The 13,033-nt window shown below is 42.2% G+C and carries 13 protein-coding genes; all 13 read right to left on the bottom strand.

The features are described 5' to 3' along the window. The coding region (locus ciss_RS13320; protein WP_075865645.1) for a LutC/YkgG family protein at positions 1–480 on the bottom strand (480 nt) is incomplete at its 3' end. A gap of 88 nt (positions 481–568) precedes the next feature. Continuing rightward, positions 569–1,264, bottom strand: coding sequence for a FadR/GntR family transcriptional regulator (locus ciss_RS13560; protein WP_075865644.1), 696 nt, complete (start codon positions 1,262–1,264; stop codon positions 569–571). Positions 1,265–1,345: 81 nt separating this feature from the next. Beyond that, the gene (locus tag ciss_RS07385; RefSeq protein ID WP_077177502.1) at positions 1,346–2,584 is read right to left on the bottom strand and encodes a (Fe-S)-binding protein; all 1,239 of its coding nucleotides are present in this window, start codon (positions 2,582–2,584) and stop codon (positions 1,346–1,348) included. 12 nt (positions 2,585–2,596) lie between these two features. Beyond that, entirely contained in the window at positions 2,597–3,964 is a 1,368-nt protein-coding gene (locus tag ciss_RS07380; RefSeq protein ID WP_235837269.1) for an FAD-binding oxidoreductase, read from the bottom strand. Between the two features lie 63 nt (positions 3,965–4,027). Beyond that, positions 4,028–5,773: an L-lactate permease gene (locus tag ciss_RS07375; RefSeq protein WP_075865642.1), complete on the bottom strand. Its 1,746-nt coding sequence runs from the start codon at positions 5,771–5,773 to the stop codon at positions 4,028–4,030. 324 nt (positions 5,774–6,097) lie between these two features. After that, positions 6,098–6,994, bottom strand: a complete 897-nt coding sequence (era, locus tag ciss_RS07370) for a GTPase Era (protein ID WP_075865641.1) — start codon at positions 6,992–6,994, stop codon at positions 6,098–6,100. Further along, positions 6,984–7,616: a DUF502 domain-containing protein gene (locus tag ciss_RS07365; RefSeq protein WP_075865640.1), complete on the bottom strand. Its 633-nt coding sequence runs from the start codon at positions 7,614–7,616 to the stop codon at positions 6,984–6,986. Before ciss_RS07365 ends, era begins: the two co-directional genes overlap by 11 nt. Next, positions 7,582–8,064 carry a diacylglycerol kinase family protein gene (locus ciss_RS07360; RefSeq protein ID WP_075865639.1) on the bottom strand — a complete coding sequence of 161 codons (483 nt, stop codon included), beginning with the start codon at positions 8,062–8,064 and terminating at the stop codon, positions 7,582–7,584. Before ciss_RS07360 ends, ciss_RS07365 begins: the two co-directional genes overlap by 35 nt. A gap of 1 nt (position 8,065) precedes the next feature. Then, the gene (gene ybeY, locus ciss_RS07355; RefSeq protein ID WP_075865638.1) at positions 8,066–8,497 is read right to left on the bottom strand and encodes an rRNA maturation RNase YbeY; all 432 of its coding nucleotides are present in this window, start codon (positions 8,495–8,497) and stop codon (positions 8,066–8,068) included. Continuing rightward, the gene (locus ciss_RS07350; protein ID WP_075865637.1) at positions 8,494–10,584 is read right to left on the bottom strand and encodes an HD family phosphohydrolase; all 2,091 of its coding nucleotides are present in this window, start codon (positions 10,582–10,584) and stop codon (positions 8,494–8,496) included. Before ciss_RS07350 ends, ybeY begins: the two co-directional genes overlap by 4 nt. Positions 10,585–10,603: 19 nt before the next feature. Then, the gene (locus ciss_RS07345; RefSeq protein ID WP_075865667.1) at positions 10,604–11,560 is read right to left on the bottom strand and encodes a PhoH family protein; all 957 of its coding nucleotides are present in this window, start codon (positions 11,558–11,560) and stop codon (positions 10,604–10,606) included. Positions 11,561–11,583: 23 nt separating this feature from the next. Further along, complete coding sequence (yqfD, locus tag ciss_RS07340; protein ID WP_075865636.1) at positions 11,584–12,729, bottom strand: sporulation protein YqfD; 1,146 nt, start codon at positions 12,727–12,729, stop codon at positions 11,584–11,586. A 5-nt stretch (positions 12,730–12,734) separates the two neighbouring features. Beyond that, positions 12,735–12,986, bottom strand: a complete 252-nt coding sequence (gene yqfC / locus ciss_RS07335; RefSeq protein ID WP_075865635.1) for a sporulation protein YqfC — start codon at positions 12,984–12,986, stop codon at positions 12,735–12,737. Positions 12,987–13,033 lie beyond the last annotated feature (47 nt).

Here is a 13,033-nt window from a genome sequence, read left to right as displayed (position 1 = left end):
AACCCCGATGGTTAAAACCCTTTCAATATCGGCGGTTCTGGAAGGTCCGGTAATAAAGTTTAAGTATCCCGGTAACTTTCCAGCATAATGTTCAAATACATCTTCGTATTTTTCCACAATTTGACTTTCTTTTAAAACTACAATGTGCACCGGAGGTAAAGTGGTCATTTTTCGAAGTTTTGGATCCTCCGCCACCAACACCAGCGAACCGGACTCGGCTACAGCTAAATCCGCACCGGTAAGTCCTACTTCCACCTCTTCCGGCTTAGGGTAATCTTCGTTAAGAAGTTCTACCGCCACTTTTTCCCTTAAATTTTCTAAAAGCCCCTCAATTTGCGGATGGGGATAGTACATCACTTTCCGGACCCCAAGACCGGCCAGTACCCCCGCCAAACTGTCAATTAACTGTTCATTGGTTGTACAGCGAATAACTTCGCCACTCACAGCAGTAAGCTCCGTAATAAACTTTTCCTTTAACACCCAATCACCACCTTAGGTATTATGTCCTGATGGTCTGACCTTAGATTTTATATTTTCCCTTTTTTAAAATCAAACTATTTTCAATCCATTACTCTTCCAACAATTTTTGTTCAGCTACTGTTAAGTGTTCTTCCAAAATTTTTTGCGCTCTAATTTTATCCCGTTTTTTTATCGCCTCTAAGATTTCTTTATGGTATTTATAAAAAGTCTCAGGCATGCCCGGAGTTCTAAAAAGCCGCTGTCGGTTTATTTTTAAAGACTGGCGCATGGTATCGGCAATGGAATTAATCAGACGTACCAAAAGGGAATTATGGGTAGCAAGAGCCAATCCGTAATGAAACATAAAATCAGCCTCATCCCCTAAATCCCCCTGCTTTAAATCTTTTTCCATTTTTAATACGGCATCTTCTAAGCGTTTTATATCTTCATCGGTAGCCCGTTCCGTTGCCAACACTACCGCACCAGTCTCCAAAATTTTTCTAACCTCCAAAACTTCTAACGTTGTATCTAAAAGGAGCAACAATGTAAGCGGCTGAAAGGATTTATCCAAAGCCACTTCCCGGACAAAAGTACCTTCCCCCGGTCTTACTTCTAACACTCCCAATACTTCTAAGGCACTTAATGCCTCTCTAACAGAAGCTCTACTGACCCCAAGGCTTTCGGCAAGTTCTCTTTCTGACGGAAGTTTATCCCCTGGCTTTAATTCACCCCGGGCAATTAACGACCTGATTTGCTCGATTATTTCTTCGTAAATTTTTTTGGTTTTTATCTGCTGAAAATTCATGCGAAACCTCCGGCAAAAGTAATTTTTGCCTTTATATTTTCTCCCTTTTTCCGTTAAATCCTTCTAAGGGGTGAATTAATTTTATTTATAACCTTCCGCCAGAAGTTCTGCCACATGTACGACCTTAATATTCGAACCTTCTTTAGCCAAAGCATCATTTAACTGAAGCATGCAGCCAGGACAGGAGGTAGCCACTACTTCTGCACCGGTTTCAATGATATCTAAAGCTTTTTTCTTACCAATAGCTTTCGAGAGTGGATAATGGGTCAGGGAAAAAGAACCGGCCCCGCCGCAACAGGCAGCAGGCTTTTTCATTTCCCCGAAGTTTTCCCCCGCAAGTGCTTTTAGTATTTCCCGGGGTTGTTTATTTACTTTAAGCTTGCGGTTTAAGTGGCAGGGATCGTGGTAAGTTACTTTTAAATTTAATTTCTTGGGTTTTATAAAACCTTTTTCCACCAGATATTCATTTATGTCCCGGGTCTTTTCGGCAAGCTTTTTGGCCTTTTCCAGGTATTCCGGCTCATCGATAAAAAGTTCAACATACCCCTGTCGTAAAGTTACCCCACAGGTAGAACAGCTGGTTATAACGTAATCGGCATCCACCGCAAGATAGGTGTCTATCACATATCGCCCTAAGCTCTTGGCCGACTCTATATCCCCATGCACCCTTGCCGGAGTTCCGCAGCAGCTTTGCTTTTCCGGTACTATTACTTGGGCTCCGTTGTGCTGTAAAACCTCTATTACTGCTTCCCCAACGTTAACATAAACGTTATTGATCATACAGCCGGGGAAATACAAAAGCTTTTCTTTTCCCGGAATTTGTTTAGACCTGGCCTTTTCCACTAAAGTTTCCTTGGAAAATTCGGGTAACAACCGGTTTTCATAATCTTCGATGAGCCCAAACCGAAGTTTTCGCCCAGGACGTCCTTTAACCTTCTTCAGGGCAAGACCTTGAAAGCGGGAAGCCATTTTAAGCCCAAAGTTAAAAAGCTTGGGTTTCCGTAAAACTTTAAAAATTGCTTTTTTCACCGGCGGTAAACCATTTTCTTTGGCTAAATAGTCCCTTCCATATAAGAGAATTTTCTCATAATTAACCCCGCTGGGGCAGTTTTCCTGACAGGCAAGACAGGTGAGACAGGTAGCAATTTTTTCCGCCAGGTATTCGGTAGGTTTCAATACCCCTTCGGTAACCCCTTTGATAAGCTGAATCTTGCCCCGGGCTACTTCCGCTTCCATTTTTGTTTCCTTATAAATAGGACAGACGGCCTGGCAATTGCCGCAACGCATACATTTTAAAAACTCCTGTTTAATCTCGGTCACAAACCTTCCCCCCTACGCCATTTTCCCGGGGTTTAAGATATTATTGGGGTCAAAGGCGAGTTTTAAGCGTTTTAAAAGATTAACCCCCGCTTCCCCCATTTCCCAGGGAAGGAAACGGTTTTTCGCCATGCCAATGCCGTGTTCACCGGAAAGCGTTCCTCCAAGTTCTAACGCCGCTTTAAAGATTTCTTCCACAGCTTTTTCCACCCGTTGCCATTCTTCCCGGTTAGTTTCGTCGGTCAGGATTGTAGGGTGGAGGTTCCCATCGCCCGCATGACCAAAAGTTCCAATGGTAAGATTATATTTTTCACCAATTTCCTTTAACTTCTTTAACATAGCCGGAACTTGACTCCGGGGAACTGTGGCATCTTCCAAAACGGTGGTGGGACTTACCTGAGCTAAGGCCGGTAATGCCGCTCTCCGAGCTTCCCAGAGTTTTTCCCGCTCTTCCTCATTTTGGGCCTCAGATACTTCTCCCCGATTTTTTTCCAGGACCTGCCGAATAATCTTAGCTTCCATTTCCACCTGTTCGGGATAGCCATCGGTTTCCACCAGTAAAATCGCCTGGGCATTTACCGGCAGGCCAATTTTTTTAAATTTTTCTACCGTCCGGATAGTAGTTTGGTCCATTATTTCTAAAGTTGCCGGAATAACCCGGTTTTTAATAATTTCAGCAATGGCGTTGCCAGCATCGTCAATACTGTTGAATACCGCTAAGAAGCTTTTTTTGGCTTTCGGTGCTGGAATAAGCTTTACAATAATTTTCGTAATAATTCCTAAGGTGCCTTCACTACCCACCATTAACGCCGGTAGATCGTAGCCGGTAACATTTTTCACGGTCTTACCGCCAAATTTTAAAAGTTCCCCGGTACCAATTACCGCTTCGACTCCCATAATATAATGCTTGGTTACTCCGTATTTTAAACCCCGAAGTCCTCCGGAACATTCGGCCACCGAACCGCCCATAGTAGCGGTAGCAACCGTTCCCGGATCAGGAGGGTAAATCAATCCATACGGTTTTACCGCTTCGTTTAAGTCGTTGATAATTACCCCCGGCTCCACCGTAGCCGTAAGGTTATCCAGATCAATCTCTAAGATTTTATTCAGCCGATTTAACTCTACCACTACCCCGTTTGCCGCCGGAATGGTTCCACCGCTTAAATTAGTCCCCGAACCCCGGGGATAAAGGGGAATTTTATATTCGTTGGCCCATTTGACAATCTCAACTACCTCCCCGGCGCTTTCAGGAAATACCACCGCTAATGGCATTTGATTCTTTAACCCCGCCGTAGCGTCATAACCGTAAACAAAAAGCTCCTCCGGTTGCGTTTTTATTTTCCCGGAACCAAGAATTTTTTGTAGCTTCGCCAGTGCTTCCACTTTAAAAAACCTCCTCAAAACTATCCGGGGGGAATAGCTCCCCCCGCTTAGTTTTATGCTCGTTTATTTTTTATTAAGGGCTGCAACTAAGCCCCAGAGGGCTAAAATTACCACTGCGGTAATCCCGAGAATGGTAAGTCCTGGACCGGTTTCTACCGGAGCTTTAGCCGCCACTCCAGCACTTTCAATCATTTTGTAGACCGGAATCCAGCTTTTTAGATAATACGCCTGGAGATAAGTTATGATACCTACCACAATAGCAAACAAGAAGCTATGCAGCACGGTAAACCGGAAAAGCTCCGCTTCTTTACCCACCAGGCCCACCGATGCCGTTGCCACAGCAATACTCTGAGGCGATATCATCTTACCGGTAACTCCACCGGAAGAGTTAGCGGCAACAGTTAAGACCGGATCAATGCCTAACTTTTCCGCTGAAGCGGCCTGCAATTTACCGAAAAGAGCATTAGCCGATGTATCCGAGCCGGTTATAAATACCCCCAGCCAGCCAAGCATTGGGGAAAGGAAAGCAAAGGCTTTGCCGGTAAAGGTCAGCGATAAACCCAGCGTTTGGCTCATCCCGGAGAAGTTAGCAACATAAGCAAAACCCAATACCGCTGCAATATTGATCAGCGGGAACTTCAAGCTTGCTAACGTTTCTTTAAAAACAGCAATTGCGTCTTTAAGACTAATTCTTAAAATCAAGATGGTAATAATCGCTGAAATTAAAATCGCCGTCCCGGCTGCTGAAAGCCAGTTAAATTTAAAGATCGCTTCCATGGCTTTGTCCGCACCGGGCTTATAAATTAATCCGTCAAGGCCGGGAACATGAAACTTAATGGTAACAAGGTCTAACACATTTTTTACCTGATTTAACCCCCAGTCGCCCACTAAAATCGTTAATACAATAAATGGCGACCAGGCTTTTAAAATAGCCCCTGTCGAGTGCTTCCTTACCTGCAAGGTTGCCGGAGGTTCGTTGGCAAACCGCCAGACATTTTTGGGCTTCCAAACCTTTAAGAATAAGACCAAAGCGATGATTGAAACAAGGGAAGAAATTATATCCGGGAGCATCGGTGAAAGGTAGTTTGCTGAAAACCACTGGGCAACAGCAAAGGAAATACCGGTAACCAGCACCGCTGGTAATACCTCGACAAGTCCTTTCCAGCCGGACATAATAAATACTAACCAGGCTGGTATAAGTACCGATAAGATAGGTAACTGCCGGCCTACCATTTTACTAATCGCCATAGCGTCAATTCCCGTAACCTGTCCGGCCACAATAATCGGAATACCAATTCCCCCAAAAGCTACCGGAGCAGTATTGGCGATTAAGCAAATTCCTGCAGCATACAAGGGGTTAAAACCAAGACCCACGAGCATTGCGGCGGTAATAGCCACCGGAGTACCAAAGCCAGCGGCCCCCTCTAAAAACGCTCCAAAGGAAAAAGCAATCAAAAGTGCCTGAAGCCTCCGGTCTTCGGTAATCGAAGCAATGGAATCCTTAATAATTTCAAATTGTCCTGCTTTTACGGTAAGGTTATAAAGATAAACTGCCGTAATAACAATCCAGCCAATAGGAAAAAGTCCGTATAAAGCACCGTTTACCGCTGCCATTAAAGCAAGATTTACCGGCATCTTATACTCCAAAACTACAACAATAATAGCCAAAAGCAAAGTTAACAGACCCGCAATATAGCCTTTCATTTTTTTGATGGCCAGCGCCCAGAACAGGAAGAAAATCGGAATCGCTGCCACCAGAGCCGATAACGCAATGTTGTTAAACGGGTCGTAGTTTTGCGTCCAGGTCACTCCATATCCCTCCTGAAAAAAATGTCACCAACCTAATCATACGGCCGTATGATGGTCTGACCTCTTGACTATTAGTTTATCATATAAATTTAAATTTTCAATATATTCTTGATGTTATAATTTTCACTTGTTTCCGGAAAAATTATGTTCTTAAAAAAGGTTATAATGTATTTTAAAAAATAAAAACCCAATATTCATTCGGATTTAAGGATTGTTCATTAATTCACGTTTTTGTTGTATAACAGCCACGGTATAAAAAAAATTTATAGTACTACACTTCTCAAAAACAAAAAATAAGCGGGTTTAAACCCGCCATTCCCATCATTATTCAAACTCCGTAAAACCAAAATTACGAATCCAGACATCTTTATTCCGCCAGTCTTCCTTTACCTTTACCCATAAATCAAGATAAATGTTGCTTCCCAAAAGCCGCTCAATTTCCAGTCGAGCTCTTTGCCCAATTTCTTTTAACATTTGCCCATTTTTTCCAATGATGATTCCTTTTTGGCTCTCCCGTTCCACGTAAATTACCGCCGAAACGTAAACGGTATTGCTGTTCTCCCGGGGTTTTATTTCTTCCACCACTACTGCCACCGAGTGAGGAATTTCTTCCCGGGTTAAATGCAGTATTTGCTCCCGAATGTACTCGGCAATGATAAATCGTTCCGGATAATCGGTTACCTGGCCTTCCGGGTAATACGGCGGCCCCTCGGGTAACAATTCAAAAATTCCCTCCACCAATTCCGAAACTCCCGTTCCGTTTAGGGCCGAGATGTAATAGGTTTTGGCAACTTTTATTTTGCTTTCTATTTGACCGGCAAGGGTTTGGGCCTCAATCATCTTTGCCACATCAATTTTATTTACCACTAAGATTATCGGAGTTTTTACTTCAGCTAAGGTCTTTAAGAGATAATTTTCCTGGGGCCCTATGGGGGAATTAGCTTCTACCACGTATAAAAGAACATCTACTTCGTCCAAACTGGTTAAAGCCTGCTTTAACATAAACTCCCCAAGTTTATTTCTGGGCTTTTGCACCCCAGGAGTGTCAATAAAGATAATCTGCCCTTTTTCCGAAGTCAATACGGCCCGGATTTTATTCCGGGTAGTCTGGGGCTTATCGGACATTATAGCAATTTTTGCTCCGACCACCTGGTTCAAAAGGGTTGATTTGCCAACATTGGGCCGGCCAACGATGGAAACAAAGCCCGATTTATAACTCATCTCTTTCCCCCCTTTCCGGTTGGACTATCCCGCCGGATACAATAATTTTTAACGCGTCTTCCACCGAAAGATTTAATGGTATCACATCCTTTTCAGGTAAATATAAAAGCCAGCCCGAAGTTGGATTGGGAGTTGTAGGTAAAAAGACCGGTAAGAGTTTTTCCCCGGTTTTTTCGTTTATTTCATTAAATCCGGTACCGGTTACAAAACCTAAAGCATAACTATTTTCATTGGGATATCTTACCAAAACCACGCTTTTAAACGCATTTCGTTCCGGATGTAAAAAAGTTTCAATTAACTGTTTGGAAGTTTTGTAAAGGGAGCGGGTAACCGGTATTTTAATGAACAACTGTTCAAACTGTTTTAGGATTTTTCTACCAATAAAATTAGTCGCCAGCATGCCCACGAACGGTACCAGGAAGGCTACCGTTAAAAGTCCAAGGCCGGGTATATCAATACCAAAAATTTGTGCAAAAAATCCTCGAAGGGGTCGGTCAAAAAAGGAAAACAAAGCAAATAAAATATAAATCGTTATAGCTGCCGGCGTAATTACCGCAAGACCGGTTAAAAAATAGTTACCTGCTTTCTTAAAAATGTCCCTTCCCTCCTCGCGACCTGCCATAGCTTATGAAAGTATAAAGTAAAAACAAAAGCCCAATTAATAAAAGTAAAGAATGAAAGGGATAAAGCTTAATGCGGTAGAAATTTAAATAAGAAAAACCTTTGATTTTCGGTATAATTACCAAAAAAAAGACCCCGATACTATTTATCGCTGCCAGAAGGACCGCTCCTGCTGCTACGTCTTTAGCTATTTTGGCAAGACGGTGATAATCTTTGGTAAATAAATCTACGGTCGCTTCAATTGCCGTATTAATCATTTCAGTTATAATCACTAAAGCTATGGCAAAAAAGACAAATAAATAATCATACCCGTTAAAAGGCAAAAATAAAGAAAGGGTTAATACTCCAATGCCCGCTAAAAAGTGAATTTTCATATTTCTCTGGGTGCGTAAACTGTAAATTAAGCCCCAAAAGGCATAACTAAAGCTTTCTTTCAAGCTTCGCCGCATATCAACGCTCCAATCCCAGAGCACTTAAAATTTTTTCTTCCTTTGCCCGCATAATCCGGGTTTCTTCTTCTTCGTAATGATCATGGCCAAGTAAATGTAAAACTCCGTGAACCGTTAAAAACGCTACTTCCCTTGAAAAACTGTGACCGTATTCCTTTGCCTGTTCTGCGGCCTTTTCTAAAGAAATCACCACATCCCCCAAAATCTCATCGTCTTCATCATCCGCCAGGGGAAAAGATAAAACATCCGTCGGGGCATCCTTTTGGCGGTATTCCCGGTTTAAAGACTGGATATAATCATTATCCACCAGAGCAATGCTTACTACCCCGGCGCGTCCTTCCTCGTTTAATGTTAAACTTACAGCCTGGGTAATTATATTTAACAAATCTTCCTCCACATCCACTTTATCCTGGAGATTGGTAATTTCCGTCAAGATTTTTTCTCCTTTCTGAGAGATTCCACGTTTATATCCGGATATTCCACCCGGTTATGGAAAATTCCCGATAATACTTTATCAAAGGCTTGCGCAATGTTGTGTAAATCCTGAAAAGTTAAGTTTGATTCATCCAGCTGGCCATCCAATAGCTTGTCCTTAATTACTTTTCGGACCAACCCCTCAACCCGCCCGGGAGTGGGAGATTTTAACGAACGCACCGCCGCTTCTACCGAATCGGCCAGCATTACTAAAGCTGCTTCTTTGGTTTTGGGTTTGGGACCTGGATAGCGAAAATCCTCGGCATTTACCTCCGGTCCGTTGATATCAATAGCTTTTTGGAAAAAGAACTTAATAATGCTTGTTCCATGGTGCTGCTCGATAATATCGATAACGATTTGGGGTAATTTATATTCCCGGGCCAGCTCCACCCCATCCTTTACATGGGAGGTAACAATTAAGGTGCTTAAATTGGGATTAAGTTTTTCGTGCGGGTTACCGCTACCAAATTGATTTTCCACAAAAAAGTACGGTCGCTTTAATTTACCTATATCATGGTAATAGGCCCCTACCCGGGCCAGCAAGCTATTGGCATTTACTTTATCCGCCGCCGCTTCCGCTAAATTCCCCACCAAAAGACTGTGATGGTACGTTCCAGGCGCTTCCATTAAAAGCTTCTTTAAAAGGGGATGAGACGGAGTTGCTAATTCTAATAAAGTTACCGCCGAAGTAATTTTAAAGGTCGTTTCTAAATAAGGTAAAAAGCCGTTGGTAAAAATAGCAGCTAAAATCCCATTTATCGGACCAAAAATCAATGCAGCTAAAAAAGCCGTACCCAAAGGCGTCTTATCGATAAGTTCCAAAGCAAGAATCGCTATTAAAGCTACAATACCGATATTTACTCCCGCCCGGGCTAAATCCTTGCGCTGGCTTAAATGAGAAACCCCAAAACCTCCCGCAAGGCCGGAAAAAAAAGATACTATGGATAACTTAAGGCTAAGTTCGGTACCAAAACCAATTAATAAAGCTAAAAGCGCCGTCATCAAAAGGGATAAGTTAAAATCGATTAAAATGGCAATTAACATCGTTGCTGCACCTAAAGGTACAGCATAGCCCACCAGCGGGGTCATTTCCGGAAAAGCCCCCACATTTATTGCTAAAATACTTTTAGCCAACGCTAAAATAAAAAACGAAATTATCCCCAGTAAAATCAGTAAGTTTAAATTTTCAAAAACCTCCCGCCGCTGCAAGTACAGGTAAAAAAGGGGCGTCAACATGGTAAAAAATACAAGAAATACCGCTCCAATTAAATTGCGAAAGGAAGGTTTTGGTTTTAGTAACCCCAGAGCTTCTAATTTGGCTAAATGTTCGGGAGTAACAATTTCCCCTTCTCCAATAATTTTCTGATTTTGCTTGATTGAAACCCAAACTTTGGGCACCGCCTGGGCAGCGCGGTCTCGAAGTTTTTCCGTGGCTTCCGGATCATATACTGCATTGGGCCTTAAAAAATAATTTAAACTTAAAATTAAAACCTCTTTTTCCGGGTAACTTAAGTTATAACGGTTAACCTTCTCGGTAAGGGTTCCTTTAATTTCGGTAAAATTTTCCGGGGTAATCTCCTTTTTTAACAGTTCACCCAAAATTTCCGTTGCCGCCCGCTGGGTTGCTCTCCAGCGTTCAAGATTAATTCGGGTTAAATCCGCAGCCATCCCTGCAGGCAAGGAAAAGGGCATTTCTTCAATAATTTGTTTTTCCTTTTGTTTGGACGATATATTTTGCTTCAATATTTTTTCAATATTTAAAAAAAAGTTATTTACTTCCCCTAAAATTGCCGCATTGGTTTCGGGATTAATTAGATAAACCTTTGGTACCTGGCTCCGGGCCTTTTCCCGCGCTTCTTCGGTTTTAGCCTTATCTTCAAAAACTATACTTCGCGGAGCTTTAATAGTTTCCGGTGCTACTTGTCCCACCTGGAGATTTACCCGATGGGGGATAAACTCCAGGAACATTAAAAGGAGAAAGGCTACAAAAAAACCAAAAAACACCAGTCCCCGGAGGAGTTTTTGGTTGTTTTTCAACCTTTCCATTATTTGTTTTGCTTTAAGTTTAAGAATGACCCGTTCCCTCCCTGTCCTTGATCTTCCGGGCTTTTTCGTACTGCTCAATAATTTCCTGGACCAAGGGATGCCTTACTACGTCTTCCCGGGTAAAATAAGAAAAGTTTATACCCTTAATTGGCTTTAAGATCTGTTCCGCCTCCACCAGACCGGATTCCTGTCCCCGGGGTAAATCCACCTGGGTGGTATCCCCGGTTATTACCGCTTTTGAGCCAAAGCCCAGACGGGTTAAAAACATTTTCATTTGCTCCGGCGTCGTATTTTGGGCCTCATCTAAGATAATAAACGCGTCATCCAGGGTGCGCCCACGCATGTAAGCTAAAGGCGCAACCTCAATAATTTGTTTTTCCAGGTATTTCTGGGTAGTCTCCAACCCCAAAATATCGTACAAACTATCGTAAAGCGGCCGTAAATAGGGATTTACTTTTTCCTGTAAATCCCCCGGTAAAAACCCTAACTTTTCTCCCGCCTCAACCGCTGGTCGGGTTAAGATTATCCGGGCAACTTCTTTTTGCTTTAAAGCCAATACTGCCATTACCACCGCCAGGTAAGTTTTTCCCGTACCTGCCGGTCCAATGGCAAAGACTATATCATACTTTTTAATGGCTTCGAGATACATTTTCTGTCTTAAGCTTTTGGGTTTAATTTTTTTACCCCGGGGAGTTATATAAACCGTTTCCTCCCCTAAAAGCCCCAAAACACCGCTTTTTTCCGTGGAAAAAGCATAACGAATTTCCCGGGTGGTGATGGGATTTCCGGCAAGATAATAATTATACAGATCTTCGAGTAACCCCACTGCTTTATTTACCGCATCTTCTTCCCCGGTTATTAAAATTTCTCCTTCTCTTAAATTAATGGTAACGGGCAAAAGCTCTTCAATAAGCTTTAAGTTTTCATCATACTTGCCAAACAAAGCCCGAAAAAACTCTTTATCAGCTACCACCATCCGTTGTTCTTTTTTCGCCAAGGTTAATCCTCCTGTATCCCTGAGATTTGACCGATATCTTCTATCGCCTGAGCTTTCACCACTACTTCCACTGCATCCCCCAAACTCCGAACCGTTTTATCCATATTGGTTATCTGCTTCATATCCACTTCTTTTTTAAGTTCTTCTAATGCTAAATTATACGCCTTTTGCTCTCCTTCCTCAAGGGTCAGGTTTCTAACCTTTCTTTCAACTTCTTTAGAGGTTACTTTGTATAATTCAACGGGAATGGTTATCCTTTTACCTAATGAAAATTTATAACGCTTTTCCACCATGATAGCCAGCGCAAAGTTTTTTGGGGGCTTTTTTAACGTTATTTCTTTTTTCCCGAGATAAAGCTTAACTAAACTATTTTCCTGTCCGGTGGGTACCAAGCGTTCTTCTCTTAAAGGCATCCGCACCTTTTTTTTATACCAGGTAACCGCCTTTACCGTTCCTTCCGCTACAATGGGCTCTCCCCGTTCATCAACCCCGGAAATAAGTACCTCCCCCGCGGTAACTTTCTGCCCCGGCTTTACCCTTAAACTTCCCCGAAACACTAATATTTCTTTAATAATTCCCTCTCTTTTGGCCACAATATCCGCCTTTTTGTATTTTTGCCGGTAACTTTCCTCCCGCATTTTACCCGTGATGATAAGCCTAACCCCTTTTTTTTCAATTCCCACCCAGGCCATATCGGGTATTTGAGCTAAAATTTCCCGTTTTAGCATTTTTTCATCAACTGCTTTTTTTCTAACAAACGGTTTAACCTTCCGGGTTTTTAAAATATCTAAAATTTCTCTTTGTCTACCGGAAAAACCATCAATTTCAATAAACCAGATAAAACCGGTAAGAAAATAAATTATCCCTAAAAGTAAAAAAAGCCCGGCAATTATCCCTGGCCTTTTTAGGGCTTTCTTCCACCAAAACCAAACCCCCTCTTTAGCAATAACTTTTGTTTTTCCTCCCACCCTTTTCCCTATGGCTTTCACCTGGCGAAAATTTTTTAAAGTAGTTTTAAAGGTCAGACCATCCGTAGTATATTTTACTTCCCTTAAATCAACCTGCCGGCTGAAGGCCAAATTTAAAAAACGCTCAACTTCCCTACCCTGAAATTTAAAATGAATTTCACCGAACAGCCATTTCAGCATCAATTTCACCCCCTCTCGAAGTATACCCGCTCAATTTGCCCGGTAATTTGCAGTTCTTCGGAGGTGATTAAAAAGATTTCCAAATTCTTACCTTCAAGGGTTATTTTTTCATTAAACCTTATGATTTTTATTTCTTCCGGCGAATAAAATTGGATTCCTTTATGTCCTTCCACAATTACCATCTCATTGCCCAGAAAAACCACCTTCGGTAAATCGGCAAAAATTTCTCCCGGAAATATTGTCCACTTTTTAGGCATAAAAAAACCCTCCCTGCTAAATCAATATATGCAGCAGGAAGGGTTTT

Origin of the sequence: Carboxydothermus islandicus (assembly GCF_001950325.1) — a bacterium.
GTDB classification, from domain to species: domain Bacteria; phylum Bacillota; class Z-2901; order Carboxydothermales; family Carboxydothermaceae; genus Carboxydothermus; species Carboxydothermus islandicus.
Note: the sequence above shows the minus strand (reverse complement) of the source record. Positions and strands in the feature narration are given on the sequence as shown.